Origin of the sequence: Citrobacter sp. Cpo091, from assembly GCF_030332645.1 — a bacterium.
In the GTDB taxonomy this organism is placed as follows: domain Bacteria; phylum Pseudomonadota; class Gammaproteobacteria; order Enterobacterales; family Enterobacteriaceae; genus Citrobacter; species Citrobacter portucalensis.
This window is the reverse complement of the sequence record NZ_JAOWHL010000026.1, coordinates 51,014-75,235: the sequence shown is the minus strand read 5'-3', so window position 1 is coordinate 75,235 and position 24,222 is coordinate 51,014. Positions and strand designations below refer to the sequence as shown.

Annotated in this window: 23 protein-coding genes; 6 read left to right on the top strand and 17 right to left on the bottom strand. The window is 53.3% G+C overall.

From position 1 onward, the window contains the following. Position 1: 1 nt before the first annotated feature. From tatB to udp, 7 genes are all read right to left on the bottom strand, one after another. Positions 2-550, bottom strand: a complete 549-nt coding sequence (tatB, locus tag OGY04_RS02100; protein WP_008787098.1) for a Sec-independent protein translocase protein TatB — start codon at positions 548-550, stop codon at positions 2-4. Positions 551-553: 3 nt separating this feature from the next. Further along, positions 554-808 (bottom strand): Sec-independent protein translocase subunit TatA, encoded by a 255-nt coding sequence (tatA, locus tag OGY04_RS02095; protein ID WP_003017888.1) that lies wholly within the window; start codon positions 806-808, stop codon positions 554-556. A gap of 78 nt (positions 809-886) precedes the next feature. After that, positions 887-2,527 (bottom strand): ubiquinone biosynthesis regulatory protein kinase UbiB, encoded by a 1,641-nt coding sequence (ubiB, locus tag OGY04_RS02090; protein WP_286584683.1) that lies wholly within the window; start codon positions 2,525-2,527, stop codon positions 887-889. Beyond that, the gene (gene ubiJ, locus OGY04_RS02085; protein ID WP_003828918.1) at positions 2,524-3,129 is read right to left on the bottom strand and encodes a ubiquinone biosynthesis protein UbiJ; all 606 of its coding nucleotides are present in this window, start codon (positions 3,127-3,129) and stop codon (positions 2,524-2,526) included. Before ubiJ ends, ubiB begins: the two co-directional genes overlap by 4 nt. Before the next feature lie 13 nt (positions 3,130-3,142). Continuing rightward, positions 3,143-3,898, bottom strand: a complete 756-nt coding sequence (gene ubiE / locus OGY04_RS02080) for a bifunctional demethylmenaquinone methyltransferase/2-methoxy-6-polyprenyl-1,4-benzoquinol methylase UbiE (protein WP_003017897.1) — start codon at positions 3,896-3,898, stop codon at positions 3,143-3,145. A 94-nt stretch (positions 3,899-3,992) separates the two neighbouring features. Next, positions 3,993-5,423 carry a DNA recombination protein RmuC gene (gene rmuC, locus OGY04_RS02075; RefSeq protein ID WP_095533171.1) on the bottom strand — a complete coding sequence of 477 codons (1,431 nt, stop codon included), beginning with the start codon at positions 5,421-5,423 and terminating at the stop codon, positions 3,993-3,995. A gap of 140 nt (positions 5,424-5,563) precedes the next feature. After that, on the bottom strand, positions 5,564-6,325 hold the full coding sequence (gene udp, locus OGY04_RS02070) for a uridine phosphorylase (RefSeq protein ID WP_003828923.1): 762 nt from the start codon (positions 6,323-6,325) through the stop codon (positions 5,564-5,566). Positions 6,326-6,590: 265 nt separating this feature from the next. Between udp and OGY04_RS02065 the strand changes: the two genes are divergently transcribed. Continuing rightward, a complete protein-coding gene (locus OGY04_RS02065) occupies positions 6,591-7,397 on the top strand; it encodes a dienelactone hydrolase family protein (RefSeq protein ID WP_286584681.1) in 807 nt (268 codons plus the stop codon). Positions 7,398-7,493: 96 nt separating this feature from the next. Here the strand turns inward: OGY04_RS02065 and metE are convergent, their stop codons facing one another. Continuing rightward, positions 7,494-9,755, bottom strand: a complete 2,262-nt coding sequence (gene metE / locus OGY04_RS02060; RefSeq protein WP_125363368.1) for a 5-methyltetrahydropteroyltriglutamate--homocysteine S-methyltransferase — start codon at positions 9,753-9,755, stop codon at positions 7,494-7,496. A 235-nt stretch (positions 9,756-9,990) separates the two neighbouring features. Between metE and metR the strand changes: the two genes are divergently transcribed. Beyond that, on the top strand, positions 9,991-10,944 hold the full coding sequence (gene metR, locus OGY04_RS02055; protein ID WP_003017908.1) for an HTH-type transcriptional regulator MetR: 954 nt from the start codon (positions 9,991-9,993) through the stop codon (positions 10,942-10,944). On the opposite strand, the gene OGY04_RS02050 is transcribed toward metR, so the two are convergent. The 3 genes from OGY04_RS02050 to pldB all read right to left on the bottom strand — a co-directional run bounded on the left by OGY04_RS02050 (position 10,832) and on the right by pldB (position 13,643). Beyond that, on the bottom strand, positions 10,832-11,731 hold the full coding sequence (locus OGY04_RS02050) for a carboxylate/amino acid/amine transporter (RefSeq protein WP_003828930.1): 900 nt from the start codon (positions 11,729-11,731) through the stop codon (positions 10,832-10,834). The two genes, metR and OGY04_RS02050, sit on opposite strands and share 113 nt — an antisense overlap. Before the next feature lie 79 nt (positions 11,732-11,810). Further along, positions 11,811-12,611 (bottom strand): sugar/pyridoxal phosphate phosphatase YigL, encoded by an 801-nt coding sequence (gene yigL / locus OGY04_RS02045; protein ID WP_008787091.1) that lies wholly within the window; start codon positions 12,609-12,611, stop codon positions 11,811-11,813. Between the two features lie 15 nt (positions 12,612-12,626). Next, the gene (gene pldB, locus OGY04_RS02040; protein ID WP_003017911.1) at positions 12,627-13,643 is read right to left on the bottom strand and encodes a lysophospholipase L2; all 1,017 of its coding nucleotides are present in this window, start codon (positions 13,641-13,643) and stop codon (positions 12,627-12,629) included. Positions 13,644-13,753: 110 nt separating this feature from the next. Here pldB and rhtB point away from each other — a divergent pair, with 110 nt between their 5' ends. After that, entirely contained in the window at positions 13,754-14,374 is a 621-nt protein-coding gene (rhtB, locus tag OGY04_RS02035) for a homoserine/homoserine lactone efflux protein (RefSeq protein WP_003828938.1), read from the top strand. A gap of 162 nt (positions 14,375-14,536) precedes the next feature. Next, positions 14,537-15,421: an Rpn family recombination-promoting nuclease/putative transposase gene (locus OGY04_RS02030; RefSeq protein WP_286584680.1), complete on the top strand. Its 885-nt coding sequence runs from the start codon at positions 14,537-14,539 to the stop codon at positions 15,419-15,421. Between the two features lie 38 nt (positions 15,422-15,459). Here OGY04_RS02030 and rhtC read toward each other — a convergent pair whose 3' ends face one another. From rhtC to pldA, 3 genes are all read right to left on the bottom strand, one after another. Continuing rightward, complete coding sequence (gene rhtC / locus OGY04_RS02025; protein WP_003828942.1) at positions 15,460-16,080, bottom strand: threonine export protein RhtC; 621 nt, start codon at positions 16,078-16,080, stop codon at positions 15,460-15,462. Positions 16,081-16,143: 63 nt separating this feature from the next. After that, positions 16,144-17,973, bottom strand: a complete 1,830-nt coding sequence (recQ, locus tag OGY04_RS02020; RefSeq protein WP_008787089.1) for an ATP-dependent DNA helicase RecQ — start codon at positions 17,971-17,973, stop codon at positions 16,144-16,146. An 88-nt stretch (positions 17,974-18,061) separates the two neighbouring features. Beyond that, positions 18,062-18,931, bottom strand: a complete 870-nt coding sequence (gene pldA, locus OGY04_RS02015) for a phospholipase A (protein WP_286584678.1) — start codon at positions 18,929-18,931, stop codon at positions 18,062-18,064. A gap of 165 nt (positions 18,932-19,096) precedes the next feature. On the opposite strand from pldA, the gene yigI reads away from it, so the two are divergent. Further along, positions 19,097-19,564, top strand: a complete 468-nt coding sequence (gene yigI, locus OGY04_RS02010; protein WP_003017917.1) for an acyl-CoA thioesterase YigI — start codon at positions 19,097-19,099, stop codon at positions 19,562-19,564. 51 nt (positions 19,565-19,615) lie between these two features. Beyond that, a complete protein-coding gene (gene rarD, locus OGY04_RS02005; protein WP_003828953.1) occupies positions 19,616-20,509 on the top strand; it encodes an EamA family transporter RarD in 894 nt (297 codons plus the stop codon). A 73-nt stretch (positions 20,510-20,582) separates the two neighbouring features. Here the strand turns inward: rarD and corA are convergent, their stop codons facing one another. From corA to uvrD, 3 genes are all read right to left on the bottom strand, one after another. Further along, a complete protein-coding gene (gene corA / locus OGY04_RS02000; RefSeq protein ID WP_003017920.1) occupies positions 20,583-21,533 on the bottom strand; it encodes a magnesium/cobalt transporter CorA in 951 nt (316 codons plus the stop codon). A gap of 154 nt (positions 21,534-21,687) precedes the next feature. After that, complete coding sequence (gene ysgD, locus OGY04_RS01995; protein WP_212723238.1) at positions 21,688-21,744, bottom strand: YsgD/CorL family protein; 57 nt, start codon at positions 21,742-21,744, stop codon at positions 21,688-21,690. Positions 21,745-21,991: 247 nt separating this feature from the next. Beyond that, positions 21,992-24,154 carry a DNA helicase II gene (gene uvrD, locus OGY04_RS01990; RefSeq protein WP_003828957.1) on the bottom strand — a complete coding sequence of 721 codons (2,163 nt, stop codon included), beginning with the start codon at positions 24,152-24,154 and terminating at the stop codon, positions 21,992-21,994. Positions 24,155-24,222 lie beyond the last annotated feature (68 nt).

The window sequence follows — 24,222 nt, the reverse complement described above, 5'->3', positions numbered from 1 at the left end:
TTTACGGTTTATCACTCGACGAGGGGGAGGATTCGACAACAGGTGCGGCAGCTTTCTTTTCTGCATCCATCAACGTGGCGGAAGTGTTTTCCGTCTGCTCTGGCGTTTTAGCACCCGCGGATTCCGGTTTTTGCTCCGGCGAACTGGCCTGGTTTTCAGCGGCGGCAGGGGTGACCCCTTCTCGCTGCGCTTCACCTTCTTTCACCACCGGATTATGGATAGTGTGCGCTTCATCGCTCGCTTTCTCAGGATCGTGCACGCTGTAAGAACGCTTCATCGATTCCGCCGCTTCACGCAGCTCATCCATTGACGCTTTCAGCTCCGGGGTCAGATTTGTCAGGCTCGCTTTCTCTACTTTCTTCAGGCTGTCCTGAAACTCCTGAAGCTTAAGCTCCTGGGTCAGTTCATTCTGAACAGTAGTTGCAAGGGAGCGCAAAGCGCGAACCCAGCCAGCAACCGTTTTTACCGCTACAGGTAATCGTTGCGGCCCCAGAACAATGAGGCCGATCACGAACACCAATAACAGTTCGCTAAAACCGATATCAAACACGGATTATACCTGCTCTTTATCTTGGCTTTTGGCGTCTTCCTTTTTCACTTCACCCTGCTTATCGGTGATGGATTTAGCAGTAAAATCAGCGTCCTGGCTGGTTTTATCTTGCTTAGGCTCATCATCACCCATCGCTTTTTTGAAGCCTTTGATCGACGCGCCAAGATCGGAACCGATGGAGCCGAGTTTCTTGGTGCCAAATAGCAGTACAACGATGACGGCAATGATCAACAACTGCCAAATACTGATACCACCCATACATGTTCCTCTGTCATAGATGATGAATTAATAAGGCCGTAGTATACGTTACACGACCTGCCTTGGGCGATGAAAAATTCAGCGCATTTTGCGCCAGCCGATCAACCAGGCTATGACGCCTCCCGCCATTAACCAGCCCGGCATAAGCCCCCACTCAGGGCGGCTTACCAGCAGGAATGTTCCACTTAGCAACAATGTTGCGCCAATGCCCAATAAATAACGGGATTGTCCCTGGCGTACATGATTCGCGTGAAGCTCGCGGGCAATCTTATCAACACTGTGCTGTAAATATTTGCCCTGGCGCAAACTGTCATACACCAGTTCAGGTATTTCTGGCATTTTTTCGACCCAGAACGGTGCTTTTTCTTTAAATGCCCTAACGAGCGCCGGAATACCGACCTGATCTTTAATCCAGGATTCGAGGAATGGCTTAGCCGTTTTCCACAAATCTAACTGAGGGTAGAGTTGTCGTCCGACACCTTCAACGTACAGTAGCGTCTTCTGGAGCAATACCAGTTGAGGCTGAACTTCCATATTGAAGCGGCGCGCAGTGTTGAACAGATTCAACAGCACGTGACCAAAGGAAATCTCCGCCAGCGGCTTTTCAAAAATCGGCTCGCACACGGTACGAATGGCAAATTCAAACTCTTCTACGTTGGTATCCGGCGGAACCCAACCAGAATCCACGTGCAGTTCAGCAACTTTGCGGTAATCGCGGTTAAAGAACGCAATGAAGTTTTCAGCCAGGTAGCGCTTATCTTCTTTGTTTAAAGAGCCCACAATCCCACAATCAATACCAATGTATTTCGGGTTTTCAGGGTGCTCATAACTGACAAAAATGTTCCCGGGGTGCATATCCGCATGGAAAAAGCTGTCGCGGAATACCTGAGTAAAGAAGACCTGAACACCACGCTCGGCCAACAATTTCATATTGGTGCCGTTCTTCTCAAGCGTGGTGACATCTGAAACCGGGATGCCGTAAATGCGCTCCATCACCATCATGTTCTGACTGCAGTAGTCGGAATACACTTCCGGGATGTACAGCATCGGACTATCTTCAAAATTACGTCGTAGCTGAATGGCGTTCGCCGATTCGCGCAGCAGATTCAGTTCATCGATCAACGTTTTTTCATATTCACGGACGACTTCTGTTGGTCGCAGGCGACGCCCATCTGGCAGCAGACGAGGAACCCAACGAGCCAGGCGGTAGATCAGTTTTAAATCCGCTTTGATGACCGGACGTATGTCCGGGCGAATAACTTTGATCACCACCTCTTTGCCATTCGATTTCAACCGCGCAGTGTGGACCTGAGCAACAGACGCAGATGCCAGTGGCGTGATCTCAAAATCATCAAACCATTCCTCAACGGGCAGCCCGCCCATGGCCTCTTCGATTTGTTTTTTCGCTCTAAGGCCATCGAACGGGGCAACCCGATCCTGCAATAGCGCAAGCTGATCGGCGATGTGCGGAGGGAAAAGGTCACGACGGGTAGAGAGCATTTGCCCAAATTTGATCCACACCGGGCCCAGTTCCTGTAAAGCCAGTCTCAGCCTTTCTCCCAGCGGTTTGTCTTTATGTCGGTTGGGCATCCAGAACAACGAGTAACGCCACAACCGAAGCGGCAGCGTGATTCGCATTTTGGGGATGAGTTCATCAAGACCGTAGCTTAAAAAAGTGCGAATGATGAAATAAAGGCGCCGTACTTCACCTGGCGTCATTTGGCCTCCAGTTTTTCCAGCCGTTTGGCCAGAGATTCAACCGCGCGCTCAACGGCTGCCGTTTCTTCAGCAAACCATGCAACCTCTAGTGGACCAGGAGCCATGCGCCACTCTTCAGTGATCGCTTCGGCGACATAGCGCTGCTGGCGCTGAAAGTTATGGCACAGGAACTTCGCTCCACCACGCAAGACTTTGCTGACCCCTTCCGCGACGATATCGCCGGTATAGGGTGCTAACAGTTCTGCAGGATCCAACTCCGCCAGATCGGCCAGCGCAACAAAGTTCTGTACTACCTGGATATCGCCCTGGACTTCCAGCTCACCGCTGCGGATAAGCGTGGTGAGTTGCTGTCGATCACGCAATTTCGGTAACACACTGGCATATGTGATTACGGTGCAATCGGCTTCGCCTTCCCATGCCCCCAGCACATCGACCTGGCGCTCGCTAAATACCAGGACTAACGGTGTTGAAAATCCTTTGAGATCAACACGCAGCACCTTACCCTGTAAACGCGTTCGGGCTGACTTCAGCGCAGGAGAACGGTACAGAAAGGTGTTGAGCAGATTTTCAACGCCTGCGGTTACTAAGGGTTTTAAAGGCATCCCCACTCTCCTGTCAGAACTTGTAACCACGATGCAGCGCAACGACACCTGCTGTCAGGTTGTAGTAATCAACGCTTTCGAACCCGGCATCTTGCATCATTGCTTTTAAGGTGTCCTGATCGGGATGCATACGGATGGACTCCGCCAAATAACGGTAGCTGTCCGCATCGCTTGCTACCATTGAACCTATGCGCGGCAGAACATGGAAAGAGTATGCGTCGTAGGCTTTGCTCAACGGTTCGATGATGGGTTTTGAGAACTCCAGCACCAGTAGACGTCCGCCCGGCTTCAATACGCGGTACATGGAGCGTAATGCTTTGTCTTTATCCGTTACGTTGCGCAGACCGAAAGAGATGGTGATGCAGTCAAACGTGTTGTCAGGGAAAGGTAATGCTTCCGCATTCGCCTGAACGTACTCAACGTTACCTACCACGCCAATATTACGCAGCTTTTCGCGACCCATTTTGAGCATTGAGTCATTGATATCCGCCAGCACAACTTTGCCGGTTTCACCAACCATGCGAGAGAATTTCGCCGTCAGATCGCCGGTACCGCCTGCTAAATCGAGAACGGTTTGCCCGCGACGCACGCCACTGCAATCAATGGTGAAGCGCTTCCACAAACGATGAATGCCAAATGACATTAAGTCATTCATAACGTCATATTTAGACGCCACAGAATGAAAAACGTGGGCCACCATGTCAGCTTTCTGCTCTTTAGCGACGGTCTGAAAGCCAAAGTGCGTCGTTTCTTGTGAATTATCCACCATCTCAGTGCCTGCTCATCCAAAAAATGTTCGAGAAGTGTAACAGATTGGGCCAATTTGCCCTACCCTTCTACCGGGTTCAACTACCCCAAATGGACTAGTTTGATTGCTGATTTACCGCTTCATCCTCGGGGTAAGACGCATCTTGTTGCGTCTCAGGGACCGAGCGCAAGCGGTATTCCTCATCCTGTGTAGTAGCTTGTTCAGCCAGCTCAGGATTTATCTCGCGCTTAATTTCCACGCCTAAACTACGAAAAGCTTCTGCCTGCGACAGGACGTTTCCACGACCGGAAGAGAGTTTTTTCATCGCCTGTCGGTAGTTGTCCTGGGCTTTGTCCAGGCTTTGACCTATTGCCGACATATCATCCACAAACAACCGCATCTTGTCATAAAGTTTGCTGGCCCGATCGGCAATTTGTTGCGCATTACGACTCTGATGCTCGTAGCGCCACAGGTTGGCGATCGTGCGCAATGCCACCAACAGCGTGGTAGGGCTCACCAGCATAATGTTATTTCTAAGCGCTTCGGTAATCAGTTCGGGCTGTCGGTCGAGCGCCAGTAAAAAAGCGGGCTCAACGGGGATAAACATCAGCACGTAGTCAAGCGTACGCAGCCCAGGAAGCTGCTGATAATCTTTGCGCCCCAGCAGTCGAATATGGTTACGCACCGAGGCGATGTGCTCCTGCAATGCACTTTCGCGGGTGTATTCGTCTTCTGCGTTAAAATAGCGCTCATAGGCGACCAGCGTCATTTTCGCATCGATCACCACATCTTTACCCTGCGGTAGCCGAACGATGACATCAGGCTGCATTCGCGAACGGGCGTCGTTTTCGATGCTGACCTGGGTTTCATATTCATAACCTTCACGCAGACCAGAGGCTTCGAGTACCCGCGTGAGTACGACCTCTCCCCAGTTACCCTGCGTTTTGTTATCGCCTTTTAATGCCCGCGTCAGGTTTACCGCCTCCTGCGCCATCTGCGCATTCAGTTGCTGGAGATTACGAATTTCGTGTGCCAGGGTATGGCGTTCTTGCGCCTCTTTACCAAAGCTATCCTGAACCTGGCGACGAAAACCGTCCAGTTGTTCACGAAGCGGCGCAAGCAGGCTGTTCAGACTTTGGCGATTTTGCTCATCAACACGGCGGTTGCTGTGCTCAAAAATACGATTCGCTAGATTTTCAAACTGTTCACTCAGACGCTGTTCGCTGTTGATCATCTGGCGGATTTTATCTTCCGCATGCTGTTGCGTTGCTTCCAGCCGGGTAGTGACTTCACGGAGATCGGCTTCCAGAGAGGTGTTGATACTGTGCAGACTGCGTAATTCGTTATTGAGGAGTTCGCACTCATCACGCCAGTGAGCTTCCTGCGAGAGCTGCTGGCGAGCGGCGCTTAGCGCAATATCCAGTTCACGTCGCTCTTCGATGAGGTCGGCGCGGATTTGATCGGCGCGTGCTTTTGTCGCCAGCCACCCTACCAGTAGCCCTGCGGCTAACGCCAACACGGCACTCATCATAATTGAAATATCCACAACGCCCCCTTACAGCAACGACTTACCCGCACAAAATAGAATTGTGCTGTATAAACGTCCAGTTTAAAAGGAATTTCCTGCGAGGCACTACGCAAAATAAAAAGGCCGAACGCGTCGGCCTTTTTGAATAGACGGGAGAATTACAGTAAACGACGCGCGGCTTCCACCACGATTTTCACCGCGTGGCTTTCCGTTTGTTTCATCGTTTCCGCATTAGGGATCTCTTGCTGAGTACGGTTCACGATAACACCCGCGACCATACCGGCACGCAGACCCTGGCTTGCGCACATGGTCAGCAGCGTAGCAGATTCCATTTCGTAGTTCATGACGCCCATAGACTGCCACTCTTCCATTGAGCCTTTGAAACGGCTCACGACACGACCAGAGAAGGTGTCATAACGCTCCTGGCCCGGGTAGAAGGTGTCAGAAGACGCGGTAACACCCACGTGAGTGGTGGCTCCGATAGATTTCGCCGCTTCCACCAGCGCGGTGGTGCACTCGAAGTCCGCAACGGCCGGGAATTCCATTGGTGCGAAGTGCAGGCTTGCACCGTCCAGACGAACAGATGCAGTGGTAACCAGTACATCACCCACGTTGATATGCGGCTGGATAGCGCCAGTCGTACCGATACGCAGGAAGGTACGAATGCCCAGCTGAGCCAGTTCTTCTACGGCAATAGAGGTGGACGGGCCGCCGATACCGGTAGAGCAAACGATCACGGCTTTACCATCCAGCTCAGCACGCCAGGTGGTGAACTCGCGATGAGATGCCAGCTTAACCGGCTTATCCATCAGCGCGGCGATCTTTTCCACACGCTCCGGGTCGCCAGGGACGATAGCAAGCGTAGCCCCTTGTAAATCGTTCTTAGTGAGGCCGAGATGAAAAACATCAGACTTAGACATAAAAACTCCTCTGTGAATCGGTTTTGTCAGAAGAAGCAAAAACACACTTTACCGAAGGCATAAACATATTTTCGTGACAGTCATCACTATGATGTAAATCAATTGCATTCGATTACCATTAAATAGTGATCTTTATCACATAAATGATGCGATATAAGTAAGCCCTGCACAAAAGATAGACCGTTTAAGGCAATGTGGTTCGTTGCATGTGTCTATAGTTAACAATGCGCTTTTTTGCTGAATATTTAAGGGTACGGAGAATACCATGACAACACGACAATCTGGCTTTGCACCTGCTGTATCTCCACCGACGTCTACCACGGTTCACACCCCGGATAATGCAATTATCGCCGGTGTAACGTCTATACCTTCACAAGGCGATGATATGCCAGCGTATCACGCACGACCAAAACAGACTGATGGCCTGCTGCCCGTAGTCATTGTCGTGCAGGAGATTTTTGGTATTCATGAGCACATTCGTGACGTTTGCCGTCGTCTGGCTCTGGAAGGGTATCTGGCTATCGCACCAGAACTCTATTTTCGCGAAGGCGATCCCAATGACTTTGCCGATATCCCTACGCTGCTTAGTGGCCTTGCCGCCAAAGTGCCTGACTCTCAGGTACTGGCCGATCTGGACCACGTCGCTAGCTGGGCCTCCCGCAACGGAGGAGATGCGCACCAGTTGATGATCACCGGATTTTGCTGGGGTGGACGCATCACCTGGCTGTATGCCGCACATAATCCGCAGTTAAAAGCGGCCGTGGCGTGGTATGGCAAACTGGTGGGTGACAAAACCCTCAACTCGCCAAAACATCCCGTTGATATCGCAACCGATCTTAACGCCCCCGTTTTGGGGCTTTATGGCGGCCAGGACACCAGCATTCCGCAAGATACCGTTGAAACAATGCGCCAGGCGCTACGCGCCGCCAATGCTAAAGCGGAAATCGTGGTCTATCCCGATGCCGGACATGCGTTCAACGCCGATTATCGCCCGAGCTATCACGAAGAGTCCGCGAAAGACGGTTGGCAGAGAATGCTGGAGTGGTTCGTGCAATACGGTGGGAAGAAATAAACGTTAATTGCCCGGTGGTGGCGACGCCTTACCGGGCCTACAACTATTGCGATTTCCTGTAACCCGGGTAAGCGCAAGCGCTTCCCGGGCAATGAATTACGCCTGACGCAGATTCTGCGCCGCTTTGACCATGTTCGCCAGCGCGGCACGGGTTTCCGGCCAGCCGCGGGTTTTCAGGCCGCAGTCCGGGTTCACCCACAGACGTTCTGCTGGAATGCGCTGCTCGGCTTTCTTCAACAGGGCTTCAATCCACTCCACGCTCGGAACGTTCGGCGAGTGAATATCGTATACGCCCGGCCCGATTTCGTTCGGATAGTCGAACTCTTCAAACGATTCCAGCAATTCCATATCAGAGCGCGAGGTTTCGATGGTAATCACGTCCGCATCCAGCGCCGCAATGGAGTCCATGATGTCGTTGAACTCGCAATAACACATGTGGGTGTGGATCTGGGTTTCATCCTTCGCTACCGCCGCGTTAATGCGGAAGGCTTCCACGCCCCACTCCAGATACGCCGCCCAGTCGCTGCGACGTAGTGGTAAACCTTCGCGCAGTGCCGGTTCATCAATCTGGATGATGCCGATACCCGCCGCTTCCAGATCCGCCACTTCATCACGCAGCGCCAGCGCGATCTGCTTCGCGATGGTTTCACGCGTCACGTCTTCACGCGGGAATGACCAGCAGAGAATGGTCACCGGACCGGTCAGCATGCCTTTTACCGGTTTGTCGGTCAGCGACTGGGCATATTTCGCCCACTCCACGGTGATCGCTTCCGGGCGGCTGACGTCGCCAATCACCACCGGCGGCTTCACGCAGCGAGAGCCGTAGCTCTGCACCCAACCGTTCTGGGTAAAGACGAAACCGTCCAGATGCTCGCCAAAGTATTCAACCATGTCATTGCGCTCGGCTTCACCGTGTACCAGCACGTCGAGACCCAGACGTTCCTGTTCAACAATCGCCTGTTTGATATGTTCCGCAATTCCGGTGCGATAGTTACCGGCATCCAGGTTGCCCTTTTTGAAGTCCAGGCGCAGGCCGCGAATTTCTGTGGTTTGCGGGAATGAACCGATAGTCGTAGTTGGCCATGCCGGCAGATTAAAGCGGGCACGTTGCGCCTCGGCACGAACCGGGTAAGCGTTAGCACGCTGGCTGTCCTGGGCGGTGATTGCCGCCAGACGTTTTTCCACTGCGGCGTTGTGTACGCGGGTAGAGTGACGACGAGCCTGAATCGGTGCACTCCACTCGACAATTGCCGCCGTATCACCGCTATTCAATGCATCGCGCAGCAGCGCCAGCTCGCCGCATTTTTGCAGGGCGAAGGCAAACCAGCTCTTCACTTCTGCATCAAGGCGGGTTTCCACACTGAGATCGATTGGGCTATGCAGCAGGGAGCAGGAAGAAGCCACCCACAGGTTACGTTTCCCGACGATATCTTTGATTTGTGCGTATTTTTCGCTGAGATCGGCACGCCAGACGTTGCGGCCGTTCACCAGCCCCGCTGACAGCAGCCAGTCGGCTGGCAGACGCGTGTGCAGCTCGGCTACATCATCTTTGCCGTGCACGAAGTCAACGTGCAGCCCCTGTACCGGCAGGGCGGTAATGGTATCCAGGTTTGGCGTTACGCCTTCGAAGTAAGTGGTCAGTAGCAGCTTCACCTGACCCGTCAGCGCGTCATAAGCAGGTTTGAAGGCGTCCAGCCACGCTTGCGGCAGCTCCAGTACCAGCGCGGGTTCATCAATTTGCACCCACTCAATACCGCGTTTCGCCAGCTCGCCCAGCACCTGCTGGTAAACCGGCAGAATGTCGTTCAACAGGCTCAGGCGATCAAACTGTTCGCCTTTCACTTTACCCAACCACAGGTAGGTTACCGGCCCCAGCAGCACAGGCTTCACCTTGTGACCGAGCGCCAGCGCTTCGTCCACTTCATCCAGCAGTTGGGTCCAGGTCAGTTTGAACTGCTGACCTTTAGTGAACTCTGGCACCATGTAGTGATAGTTGGTGTTAAACCATTTGGTCATTTCTGCCGCCGCCGCGGGTTCACCCGTTGGTGCGCGGCCACGACCAATGCGGAATAAGGTATCGATATCGACCGAGCCGTCTTTATTTTGATGGCGAGCCGGAACGTTGCCGAGCAGCAGGCTGGTAGTCAGCACGTGATCGTACCAGGCAAAATCACCCACCGGCAGCAGGTCAACGCCCGCCTGCTTCTGCTGATCCCAGTGGCGGGCACGCAGCTCGCGGCCAACGGTCAGCAAATCTTCACGGGAAGAATTTCCCGCCCAGTAGCTTTCTTGCGCTTTCTTCAACTCGCGACGCAGGCCAACGCGAGGGAAACCGAGGGTGTGATTCAATATTGTCATTTTTCTTCCTCTAATTATATGTAAATCCTATGGATTTTGAATTTAGGGAAGGCGGCAAGTTTACTCATCCCCAGGAGCTTACTGAAGTAAGTGACTGGGGTGGGGAAACGAAGCCAACGCACCATAAATTTAAAAGACGAAGGATTTTAGCCGTCCAGATGTTTACACATCCATAATTGGCGGTTACTGTATATTCCTCAAGCGCAATTTGTTCATGCCGAAGTGAAGGACTTTCATGATCGAGATTAAACACCTGAAAACGCTCCAGGCGTTGCGGAATAGTGGTTCTCTGGCAGCCGCAGCGGCGACGTTGCATCAGACCCAATCCGCCCTTTCTCACCAGTTCAGCGATCTGGAGCAGCGCCTTGGCTTTCGACTTTTTATCCGTAAAAGCCAGCCTCTGCGCTTTACGCCGCAGGGAGAAATCCTGCTGCAGTTAGCCAATCAGGTGTTGCCGCAAATTGGTCGTGCGCTGCAGGCCTGCAACGAACCGCAGCAAACCCGGCTGCGAATCGCGATTGAATGTCACAGTTGTATTCAATGGCTGACGCCCGCGCTGGAGAATTTTCGTGCCAACTGGCCGCAGGTGGAGATGGACTTTAAATCCGGCGTGACGTTCGATCCGCAACCAGCGCTACAGCAGGATGAGCTGGATCTGGTGTTAACCTCCGACATCCTGCCGCGCAGCGGATTACACTACTCACCGATGTTTGATTTTGAAGTCCGCCTGGTACTGGCGCCTGACCATCCGTTGGCCAGCAAAACACAAATCACACCGGAAGATTTGGCCAGCGAGACGCTGCTGATTTACCCGGTACAGCGGAGTCGACTGGATGTATGGCGGCATTTTCTGCAGCCTGCAGGTGTTAGTCCGTCGCTGAAAAGCGTGGATAACACCTTGCTGCTGATTCAGATGGTTGCAGCCAGAATGGGTATCGCGGCATTACCGCACTGGGTGGTGGAGAGTTTTGAACGCCAGGGCCTGGTAGTGACCAAAACCCTGGGTGATGGATTGTGGAGCCGACTGTACGCCGCCGTGCGTGATGGCGAGCAGCGACAGCCGGTCACAGAAGCGTTTATTCGCTCAGCGCGGAATCACGCCTGCGATCACCTGCCGTTTGTACGGAGTGCGGAACGACCCACTTTCGATGTACCCACAGTGAAGCCACTATCACAGCCGCACCAATGATGAAGCTTGGCCAGTGAGGTTGTTGATGCCAGATAGCCAGGTTAACCAGCAGTCCGGCAGGGACATGCATATTGTTCATTATGCCCAGCGTGCCCGCATCCACCTGGGTCGCGCCGTAGTTCCACATAAAGTAACCAATGCCGGACGCCGCCACGCCAAGAAAGACCAGAATTCCCCACTGTAGCGTGGTTGCAGGCATTTTCTGCGCATTGCCCAGCATGAACCAGGCCACGACAGCCACCATAAAGGCGCCCATATAAAACCAGGCAAAGGCGTTGTGCTGCGGCATTGGCCGTGTTTCCATCAGACGTTTATAACCCACCATACCAATGGCAAAGCTGATATTGGACAACTGCACCAACAGCAGACCGGTCCAGAAGTGGCTGGTCACCTGATCGTAACGAATGATCCCCGCGCCAATCACCGCCAGTAACGCACTAAAGGCGTAACTCCAGCGCAGACGACGTCCGCTCATCAGATCATAAATCAGCGTAATGTAGAGCGGCGTCAGCACGGTAAAGAGCAGCAGTTCTGAAACCGTCAGGTACAGATAGGCGTGAAAACTCAGCATGTACATAATGCCAAGCTGCATGGCACCCACCAGCATATACAGCCCGATCGTTTTTACGCTGTGCCCACGAGTACGTAGAAACGGCAGGAACACCAGCGCCGCCAGCCCAACGCGCACCAGCACCGCAAAATAGCTATCGACATGACCGGCAAGGTACTCGCCAAACAGGCTAAAGGAAAAGGCCCACAGAATTGTGGTAATGATGAGTAACGCCACAATGGATGTCTCTTAACAAAAGGTACACCCATTGTAGCGAAGTTTTTAGTTGACAACTGATCAACTAATGAACAGAAGGTTACTGCAAAAACAGTTCACGCAGATAGTGTGGCACGGCATCGTCGGCATTAAGACCAATGACTTCCAGTTCCGGGTGCAGATCCTTCAGGCGCTGGTGGGCGTTGCCCATGATGCAGCCTTTACCTGCCATGGAGAGCATTTCCGCATCGTTCATCCCGTCGCCAAAGGCGATGCAGTCTTTCAGGCTGTAGCCCATCGCTTTTGCTACCGCTTCCAGCGCATGACCTTTCGATACGCCGCCAGCCATGACTTCCAGACAGGTAAGCGTAGAGAAGCTGACGTTGACGCGATCGCCCCAGCGGGCGTTAATCGCCTGCTCCAGCGGCAGTAGCCTTTCGTGAGAGTCGGTGGTGAAGAACACTTTGCTGACGCCCTCAGGCTCCAGTAATGCAGGTTCAAACAGTGAATAGTTAAACACCGCTTCTTTGAAGAAACGCATTTCGTCCGGACGATGGCGATTCATAAACCACTCATCATCACGATATACGTTGGTCACGATGTCCGGGTTTGCATTCACTACGCCAAACAGGTCGCTGGCAATATCGCGATCCAGGTTATGGGAAAATACCAGATTCCCGTCAGAATCATGCACGCGCGCGCCGTTGGACGTGATCATGTAGGTTTTAATGCCGAGGTTATCGCGAATTTGCCCCACATCAACATGATGACGGCCAGTCGCAAACACGAAGTTAACGCCGCGAGCGGTCAATAACTTCAGCGTCTCTTTGGCATAAGGGGACAGAGTATGGTCGGGAGAAAGCAGCGTACCGTCTAAATCAGACGCAACAACCTGATACATAAGAAAATTCAACCTCTAGGCAAAGCGGGTTCCGCTGGATGAGTTATGCTTGTCGAAAAATTCGACAATAGCGTTAAGCGCGACTGAGCGCATGGCGTCCTTTTCAAAAAGGATCTCATGGTACGCGCCTTTGATGACAAGCGGCTGCCCCCCTTCTACAGGATGGCCTGCTGCGGCGCGGAGTTCACAAAAACGATCGTGCATGCGGTTATCTACCACACGCTCTTCTTCAGCCTGAATCAGCAGCGTCGGCGTCGCATCATCCCCGGCGCCAGCCAAAACCTGTTCGCCAGCCAGAATCCCTTCACGTACCCAGTGATAGGTGGGACCGCCAACGCGCAACCGCGGCTCATCAGCATAAAAGCGTAGATTGCGCCGATAGCGCTGTCGACTATGGGTTAACGCATTCATACCGAACGGCAGCGCCCGCCAGCGCCCGGTTCCCATCGCATAGCCTTCGCGGATCCGCGGATGCCCTTCGGCCCAGTCCAGTATATGGCGCACCATCCAGTCGGGAAAGCGCATCACAATACCAAACATCGGTGCGCAAAGCGCGATGGCATCACACTGATTCGGGTGGCGCTGCAGGAATAACGTGGCAATCGCCCCGCCCATTGAATGCGCCAGGATATAGCGTTTTCTCCACGGGCCGGGTAGCACTTCCTGCTGCCAGAAGGCGGTTAGATCGTCGACATAATCATTAAAGTTATCGACATGACCGCGATGCGGATCCGAAAGCATACGCCCGGAACGCCCCTGGCCACGGTGATCGATAATGAGAACGTCAAAACCAGAATGAAACAGGTCATACGCCAGTTCAGCGTATTTCACGTAACTTTCAATGCGTCCAGGACAGACGACGATGACGCGATCGTTTTTTTCTGCATGAAAACGAACAAAATGTACGGGAATATCATCCACGCCCGTAAATTCCGCTTCTTCCCGCTGACGCCAGAAATCTGTCAGTGGCCCCATGGAAAAAGCAGCAAACGCGTTTTCTCTTGTTTCCCAGTCTTTTTGCTGCTGAAACATCGGGTATCCAGCCTCGCTGACCAAGTAAAATCGTTTTTTTCGCCGTCACTGACACAACCTAACGGCAGTAGCGTATTGTGGCATAAAAATAGACAATTCGGGAGTTTCTCATGACCTTTGAATGGTGGTTCGCCTACCTGCTGACCTCTATTATTTTGAGCTTGTCCCCAGGCTCTGGCGCAATCAATACCATGACCACCGCCATCAGCCACGGATATCGCGGTGCCAGCGCGTCGATTGCGGGTTTGCAGACCGGGTTGGGTATTCATATCGTTCTGGTTGGCGTAGGACTGGGAACGCTATTTTCACGTTCGGTGATCGCATTTGAGGTGCTGAAGTGGGCGGGAGCGGCCTATCTGATTTGGCTGGGTATTCAACAATGGCGGGCGGCGGGTGCTATCGATCTGAACACTATGGCAAATACGCAATCGCGCAGCCGGCTGTTCAAACGCGCGGTCTTTGTTAATCTGACCAATCCTAAGAGCATAGTTTTCCTTGCCGCTCTGTTCCCGCAGTTTATCCTGCCGCAAGAACCGCAGTTGATGCAGTACGTGGTGCTTGGTGTCACGACCATCGTGGTCGATATCATTGTGATGATCGGTTACGCGACGTTGGCCACGCGCATTGCTGGCTGGATTAAAGGGCCAAAGCAAATGAAGGCGCTCAACAAAGTGTTTGGTTCGCTATTTATGCTGATAGGCGCCCTGCTGGCATCGGCAAGGCATGCCTAGCAAATGGAACGTCGCTCGCAATGAAATGCTATCTGTAAGAGCCTCTGAACATGGCTTTTCGTACTTCGCCGAAAAGGGAGAAAAGCCTTTTATCCTGTACTGTTAGACGTTGATTGCTAATGCCAGAATGCTGCCATATTCACCACTCACGGATGATTAACGATGGCGGAAGTAACAACACCACATGACGCAGTATTTAAAACCTTCCTCTCCCGCGTGGAAACCGCGCGGGACTTTATCGAACTTCATCTTCCTCCCTCGTTAATCAAAATTTGCAAACTGGAAACGCTCCGTCTGGAATCAGGCAGTTTTGTGGAGGACGATCTGCGCCCCTATTTCAGCGATATTCTCTACTCACTGGAAACCACCAGCGGACATGGCTATATACATGTGCTCATTGAGCATCAAAGCTCACCGGATAAGCACATGTCATTTCGCCTGATGCGCTACGCTATCGCAGCGATGCAGCGTCATCTTGAGGCTGGAAACGACACTCTGCCGCTGGTTATTCCTGTTCTCTTTTACCATGGCAAGCAAAGCCCATGGCAAGGCTCAATGAACTGGCTGGATCACTTTGAGGATTCTGGAACCGCCCTTCAACTTTACAGCACACCATTTCCGTTGGTGGATGTGACGGTTATTCCAGATGATGAGATCATGCAGCATCGCAGCATGGCGGCACTGACATTAGTACAAAAACACATTCGCCAGCGCGACATGGCGCAGTTGCTGGATAAACTTACCCGCCTGTTTATGCTGGAGAAGATGAGCGGACAACAAATAACCGTGCTGGTAAACTACATGGTGCAAGCAGGGAATACACAAGATGTTCAGACATTATTGTATAAGCTGGCACAGCGGGTGCCGCAGCATGGAGAAAAACTGATCACAATGGCGGATCAACTAAAGCAGATAGGCCGTGAAGAAGGGAGGCGCATTGCCCTTACTGATGTAGCAAAAGCGATGCTCAAGCGAGGTCTTGATACCGACGCGATTATGGAAATGACCGGCCTTTCGAAGGATGAGCTACAGAAGCTTGCGCAATAAGCCGCATACCGCCTGGGAGTCCCAGGCGGGCAACAAACTTAGCGCGAAATAATCAGATGGATACCAAAGCCTGCGAACAGCGCACCGGCAAAACCATCAATCCACTTCGCCAGACGCTGATAGCCACGACGCATTTTCGGGAGCGCAAACAGGCTGGCGACCACGGTAAACCACGCCAGCGTTTCCACGATAATCAGAGCAAAAATCCCCCAACGCGCACCCGTTCCCACGTTATCGCCAACGAACAATGAGAAGACGGAACCAAAATAGATAATGGCTTTAGGGTTCGCCAGGTTGGTCAGCAGACCTTTCAAAAAGCTGCGTCCGCTCTGCGCCAGCTCCACCTGCGGAGTGGGTGCTGCAACATCCTGTTTTTTAAACGCGCCGCGCAGCATCTGATAACCCATCCAGCACAGATACAGCCCCCCGCCGACCATAATAATGGTATGCAGCCAGGCCATTTTTTCGATAATCAGATGCAGGCCGAGCAGTGCCACGCCAGCCCAGACCATGACGCCGCAGGTAATGCCCAGCACGCCCATCATAGCTTCTTTGCGCGAACGGCTAACCGCAGTTTGAGAAACAAAAAAGAAATCGGGACCGGGGCTCATCAGCGCAACGATATGCACCAACGCAACGGTGAAAAATAGCGTTAACATAAAAATGACTCGCGGGGGAATAGTTCAGTGAGTCACCATCCTGGCACTTTTTTGCCCGGCTGACTACTCTTCGTCGTCACCATCAACGTGTGCGCGAATAAGCGCCATAAACTCTTTACCGAAACGCTCCAGTTTACGCATCCCCACACCGTTTACGCTTAGCATTTCACTCGGTGAAACCGGCATCTGCTCCGCCATTTCAATCAGCGTGGCGTCGTTGAACACCACGTACGGCGGAATGTTCTCTTCGTCGGCAATGGCTTTACGCAGCTTACGCAATTTGGCGAACAGTTTGCGGTCGTAGTTACCACCGAAGGATTTCTGCATCGCACGCGGTTTCAGCGCCACAATACGTGGTACAGCAAGCTGTAACGCAACGTCACCGCGCAACACCGGACGCGCGGCTTCTGTTAGCTGTAACGCGGAGTGATGAGCAATATTCTGCGTCACCAGGCCCAGGTGAATAAGCTGGCGAATAACGCTCACCCAGTGTTCGTGGCTTTGCTCGCGACCAATGCCATAGACCGGCAGTTTGTCATGAGCCAGTTCGCGAATACGCTGGTTATTCGCTCCGCGCAGAACTTCCACGACGTACCCCATGCCGAAGCGTTGGTTAACACGGTAAATCGTCGACAGCGCTTTGCGCGCATCCATAAGTCCGTCGTACTGTTTTGGCGGGTCGAGACAGATATCGCAGTTGCCACACGGCTCCTGGCGCCCTTCGCCAAAATAGTTCAGCAGCACCAGACGACGACAGGTTTGTGCCTCGGCAAACGCCCCCATCGCATTGAGCTTATGACGCTCGATATCCAGTAGTTGCCCAGCGGGTTTCTCTTCGAGGCAACGGCGTAGCCATGCCATATCAGCCGGATCGTAAAACAGCATCGCTTCCGCCGGCAGGCCATCACGCCCGGCGCGGCCGGTTTCCTGGTAATAGGATTCGATGTTACGCGGAATATCGAAATGCACCACGAAGCGTACGTTAGGTTTGTTGATCCCCATACCGAACGCCACGGTCGCCACTACGATTTGTAGGTCATCACGCTGGAATTTCTCCTGCACCTCGGCGCGTACGGCATTTTCCAGCCCGGCATGATAAGCCCCGGCGCTGATGCCACGGCTCTGCAGACGCGCGGCGGTGTCTTCGACTTTGGCGCGACTGTTACAATAGATAATGCCAGACTTACCGCGCTGCTCTTGCACGTAGCGCATCAGCTGATCGAGCGGCTTAAACTTCTCCATCAGCATGTAGCGAATGTTTGGGCGGTCAAAGCTGCTGATCTGAATTAACGGATCGTTGAGTCCCAGCAGACGCACAATGTCCAGCCTGGTTGTCTCATCCGCGGTCGCGGTCAGCGCCACAAACGGCAGCGTCGGGAAACGCTGGCGCAGCTGGCCCAGCGCAGCGTACTCGGGGCGGAAATCATGCCCCCACTGCGAAATACAGTGCGCTTCATCAACCGCCAGCAGCACCGGATTCCAGTGCGCCAGATGCTCAAGGAAGTTATCCAGCATCAGGCGTTCGGGCGCAATGTACAGTAAGCGAATCTGCCCGCTGCGACAGCCCGCCATCACCTCAAGCTGCTGTTCACGACTTTGAGTAGAATTCAGGCACGCCGCCGCCACGCCGTTGGCCAGCAGTTGATCGACCTGATCTTTCATCAGGGAAATCAGCGGGGAAACAACAACGGTGAGTCCGTTTAGCAATAATGCGGGAATTTGATAGCACAGGGATTTACCGCCGCCGGTCGGCATAACGACCAGGCAGTCGCGACCAGAGAGCACGGTATCAATGATTTCTTCCTGACCGGGGCGAAACTGTTGGTAGCCAAAGGTTTCCTGCAAAACCTGTTTAGCGCCCATTTCCAGATTCAACACTTCCGCCTGCGCCACATTAACCCCATTCGCCTGAAATAAAAACAGGCGCTATTTTCAGCGCCTGAGAGAGAAACTGCAATGATTAAAATACTCTCAATACTTATCAGAAGATATCGTTGAGCATCACGCCCACACCAACACGCGTCTGATTGAAGTTGTAGTCAATCAACGATTCGCCGTAACCACTGTAGACCTGAGTGTATAGACGCACATGCTTCGTGATGGGATAACTGGCCCCCAGCTCTGCGCCGCCGTAGCCGGTATTCCAGTTGTACTGGCCTTTCACGCTGATAACCGCGTCACCTAGGTGATACCCCATTTTCAGCTGATAGTAGCCCATGTATTTAGTGATATCAGGGTTATCGTCGGTGCTACCAATCACGTACCACGGCTTAACTTCCACCAGCCAGTTACCATTTTCAGCCATCAGACGGGTATAAAGACGGTTCCAGCTACGTGACGTGGGATCGGAACGGCCGTTGGAGTCATGGTTATAACCCATTTCGACATCACGAAGCGTCCAACCGGCAAAGCGATAATCGGTGGCGAAACCGAGGAACAATTGCGGTTCGTAGTTGGTTTCGCGAAACGGTGAAGACTCTTCACTGTTCGAAAGCTGCCACCAGGACTTCTGGGTATAGGAACCGCCAAGTACCGAGTTTGGGCCTAATATCCCGCGCCAGAGCGGAAACGCCAGGCTTAACTGAAACTTAACTTCATCTTTGCGCGCATTTTCGGACCAGCTATAACTGCTGATCACCTCTTTGTTCATGTCGCTGGTATTGGTGTAAATAAGATAGTTGGTATCATAAGGATAAAGCGTGAAAGGGTTGTCATGTTCCTGCAGCATATTGGCGATAATACTGCCACGAACCGCCGGTGCATCATGAATCTCTTTCACTGTCGCTTCCTGCGCATACGCGGTCAACGGCAGCATAATTGCTGGTAGTAACCATCCCAGAATCGCCCGCATCGGTAATGTTCTCCTGAACCAAAATATTGATGAATTGTATAATTATCTGGCAAGTATTCTACATACTTAGCTAGTTCCTCGTTAGTTATCCCGTCCTAAAGTAGAAAACAACAAATAATAAGCATAATATCAACATTTCATTAACCACCAAGATGTAGGGATCGTATGTCTGCCGTACTTACTGCTGAGGAAGCGCTGAAGTTAGTGGGTGAAATGTTTGTCTATCATATGCCGTTTAACCGGGCGCTGGGACTGGAGCTCGAACGCTATGAGAAAGAATTTGCTCAATTAGCCTTTAATAACCAACCGATGATGGTCGGAAACTGGGCGCAAAGCATTCTGCATGGCGGCGTGATCGCCTCGGCGCTGGACGTCGCCGCCGGGCTGGTATGCGTTGGGAGTACGCTGACCCGCCATGAAACAATCAGCGAGGACGAACTGCGTCAGCGGATGTCACGCATGGGTACAATCGATTTGCGTGTTGATTATCTGCGCCCCGGAAGAGGGAATCGCTTTACCGCCACCAGCAGCCTGCTGCGGGCGGGTAATAAAGTCGCTGTTGCGCGCGTGGAATTGCATAACGAAGAACAGCTTTATATTGCCAGCGCAACCGCCACTTATATGGTGGGGTAAGTGCCTAAAAAAAGGTAAACTGCTGTTACATTTCTGCAATGAGTTTTCCCGATGGATGCTAAACAAACGCGGCAGGGCGTGCTACTCGCTCTTGCTGCTTATTTTATTTGGGGTATCGCTCCCGCCTACTTCAAGCTGATTTACTATGTCCCGGCGGATGAGATCCTGACGCACCGCGTCATCTGGTCATTTTTCTTTATGGTGGTACTGATGAGCATCAGCCGCCAGTGGTCAGGCGTCAAAACGCTGCTACAAACGCCAAAGAAGATCTTCCTGCTGGCGCTCTCTGCAGTGCTCATCGGCGGAAACTGGCTGCTGTTCATTTGGGCGGTCAATAATCACCATATGCTGGAAGCCAGCCTCGGCTATTTTATTAACCCACTGGTGAATATTGTGCTGGGAATGCTATTCCTCGGTGAGCGCTTTCGTCGCATGCAGTGGCTGGCAGTACTGTTAGCCGCCTGCGGCGTGCTGGTACAGCTGTGGACCTTCGGATCGCTGCCAATAATCGCGCTGGGACTGGCGTTCAGCTTTGCGTTCTATGGGCTGGTGCGCAAGAAGATTGCCGTCGAAGCACAAACCGGCATGCTGATCGAAACCCTGTGGCTTTTACCTGTCGCCGCCATCTATCTGTTTGGCATTGCGGACAGCTCAACCAGCCATATGGGGCAAAACCCCATGTCGCTCAACCTGCTGCTGATTGCCGCGGGTGTCGTGACCACCATTCCGCTGCTGTGCTTTACCGGCGCGGCAACCCGCCTGCGTCTGTCCACGCTGGGATTCTTCCAGTATATCGGGCCTACGCTGATGTTCCTGTTGGCCGTCACCTTCTACGGTGAAGTCCCGGGAACGGATAAAATGGTCACGTTTGCGTTTATCTGGGTGGCACTGGCGATTTTCGTGATGGATGCGATTTATACGCAACGACGGGTTCGTCGGAGCTAGGGGAGTGCCGGATGGCGCTTCGCTTATCCGGCCTACAAAAGCACATCGCCGTAGGCCGGATAAAGTACAGTGATTACAGCCAGTTCTTGCGCTTAAAGTACAGATACGGCGCCAATCCCGCGAGCATCATAAAGACAATCGCGCCCGGGTAACCGAAGCTCCAGTGCAATTCCGGCATAAACTCAAAGTTCATCCCGTAGCTGGAAGCCACCAGCGTCGGCGGCAGGAATACCACAGAAACCACCGAGAAGATCTTGATGATGCGGTTCTGCTCGATGTTGATAAAGCCCATCGCCGCCTGCATCAGGAAGTTAACCTTCTGGAACAGCGATTCATTATGAGGCAGCAGGGATTCGATATCGCGCAGGATCTCACGCGCCTGCTCCAGCTGACTGCCCGGCAAACGCGCTTTACGTACCAGGAAGTTCAGCGCGCGCTGGGTATCCATCAGACACAGACGTACTTTCCAGCCGATATCTTCCAGTTCCGCCAACGTCGACAGCGCTTCGTCATACTCATCGCCCTGACGCCCTTCCATGATCACACGGCTGAGTTTTTCCAGGTCGCTGTAGATGTTTTCGATTTCATCTGCCAGCTGTTCAATTTTGGTTTCGAACAGGTCGAGCAACAGCTCGTAGGCGTTACCATCCACCATAGCCTGGTTACGCGCACGCATGCGGTACAGGCGGAAGGCCGGCAGTTCGCGCTCGCGCAGAGTAAACAGGCGGCCTTCGCGAATGGTAAATGCGACGGTTGAGTTACCCGCGTGATCGTCGGCGTCTTCGTAAAAGAAGAAGGAGTGGATGTGCAGACCGTCTTCGTCTTCAAAAAAACGTGCGGATGCTTCGATGTCTTCCAGTTCAGGGCGCGTAGCCAGATTCTGGCCCAAGTCCTTTTGCACACGGTTTCGTTCTTCGTCATCCGGCTCGACTAAATCGACCCAAACCGAACTGGCCAGGTGCTCGATCTCGTCTGCCTCAAGGCGAGTTAAACGATTGTTTTCCAGTTGAAATGCGCTCAGCATGACCGGGACTCCCAATGCAAAAAATTATCGGACAGTTCGGAGGGCACACAGAAACAAATTGGGTTTCAGACCATTAAACAGCCTGACTCAGCGCGACGGGAAAAAACAGAAGGTCGCTGACAACCGCGAAGGCTATCAGCAAAAAGGGATAGCCTTAGGAGTTGATCCTGGATGACAGGATAATGAGCCAGTATCTACTGGGTGTGTCCAAGGCGAATGTCCTCTTAGCGTAATCGTGCGCGCATGTTACGCCAGCAAAATTTTGACGTCAACACGCAACGGATGGCGAAAAAGTAATAATTTCCCCTTATACAGAAAGGTTAGCAGAGGGGAATTATTTATCTATGATTTCAGAATATTAACCGACAGATAGCCGGATGGCGCCTTCGCCTTATCCGGCCTACAAATCAAAATATTACGTTCCGCGTAGGCCTGATAAGCGCAGCGACATCAGGCGATCATACCGTTTCCAGTCTGGCGTAGGCGGCAACCAGCCATTTGATCCCCTGCCCCTGGAATGCGACCTGCAAACGACTGTGTTCGCCGCTTCCTTCCAGGTTGACGATGGTGCCCTCGCCAAATTTAGCGTGGCGCACGCGCTGGCCGAGCTTATAGCCGGTATCATTTTCCGCCATTGGCGTGCCCATCCGCTGATGGCTCACCGGGCGGCTGACAGTGGCGCGCAGGCGAACCTCTTCAACGCACGCTTCCGGCAGTTCGCCGATAAAGCGCGACGGACGATGGTAAACCTCTTTGCCGTACAGACGACGCGTTTCGGCGTAGGTCAGCGTCAGCTTTTGCATTGCACGGGTCACGCCTACGTAAGCCAGGCGGCGCTCTTCTTCGAGGCGACCACCTTCGTCCAGCGACATCTGGCTGGGGAACATACCTTCTTCCATCCCGACGATAAACACCTGCGGGAACTCCAGACCTTTCGCCGAGTGCAGCGTCATCAGCTGTACCGCATCCTGCCAGGTATCCGCCTGCCCTTCGCCCGCTTCCAGCGCGGCGTGAGACAGGAACGCCTGCAGCGGCATTAAGTCTTCGTCTTCTTCGTTGTAGCTGAACTGGCGCGTTGCCGTCACCAGCTCGTCTAAGTTTTCGATACGCGTCTGGCCTTTCTCGCCTTTTTCCTGCTCGTACATCATGCGCAGGCCGGAGTCTTTAATCACCCGGTCAGTCTGCACGTGCAGCGGCATATCGGCGGTCTCCTGCGCCAGTGCGTCAATCAGCTCCATAAAGCGCTGTAAGGCGCTGGCGGCGCGACCCGCGAGGGCTTTTTCCTGCAACAGCTCACGACAGGCCTGCCACAACGTTAGCTGGCGGTCACGGGAGGTCTGACGCACCACATCCAAAGTACGATCGCCAATCCCGCGGGTGGGCGTATTCACCACGCGCTCAAATGCGGCGTCGTCATTGCGGTTGGCGATCAGACGCAGGTAGGAAAGCGCATCTTTGATTTCCTGGCGTTCGAAGAAGCGCATCCCGCCATAAATCCGATACGGCATGCTGGCCTGTAACAACGCCTCTTCCAGTACGCGCGACTGGGCGTTGCTGCGATAAAGAATAGCGCATTGCTCCAGCGCACCACCGTTGTCCTGCCAGGTCTTGATACGATTGACCACAAAGCGCGCTTCATCGAGTTCGTTGAACGCGCAGTACAGCGAGATCGGTTCGCCGTCGACGCCATCGGTCCACAGCTTTTTACCCAGACGCCCGTTGTTGTTTTCAATCAGGGCGTTGGCCGCGCTGAGGATATTGTTAGTCGAGCGGTAGTTCTGCTCCAGGCGAATAGTTTCTGCGCCGGGGAAATCCGTGAGGAAGCGCTGGATGTTCTCCACCTGCGCTCCGCGCCAGCCGTAGATTGACTGATCGTCATCGCCGACGATCATTACCTTGCCGGTATCGCCCGCCAGCAGGCGGATCCACGCGTACTGAATGTTGTTGGTATCCTGAAATTCGTCCACCAGGATATTGGTAAAACGTTCGCGGTAGTGCTGCAGGATATGCGGTTTGTTGAGCCACAGCTCGTGGGCGCGCAGCAGCAGCTCGGCGAAATCCACCAGCCCCGCGCGGTCACACGCTTCCTGGTAAGCCTGATACACTTTCTGCCAGGTTTGCTCAACCGGGTTGCCGTAGCTTTGCAGATGATGCGGACGCAGCCCTTCGTCTTTCTGGCTGTTGATGAACCACATCGCCTGACGCGGTGGCCACTGCTTCTCATCAAGGTTCATCGCCTTGATCAGACGCTTGAGCAAACGCAGTTGGTCTTCACTGTCGAGGATCTGAAAATCCTGCGGCAGGTTCGCATCCATATGGTGCGCGCGCAGCAGACGGTGGGCCAGACCGTGGAATGTACCTACCCACATACCGCCCTGGCTGGTTCCCATTATCTGGCCGATACGGTGGCGCATTTCCGCCGCCGCTTTGTTGGTAAAGGTCACCGCCATAATGGAGTACGGCGAGTTGTTCTCAACCGTCAGTAACCAGGCGATACGGTGCACCAGCACGCGCGTTTTACCACTCCCCGCGCCTGCCAGAACCAGCATGTTGCTGCGTGGCGCGGCCACCGCTTCACGCTGTTTATCATTAAGGCTGTCGAGCAGGTAAGAAACGTCCATTGGCACCGCCGCGTAAAAGTAGGTATGGCGGATAAGCGTAGCGCCATCCGCCAAAAAGCTGGGTATAT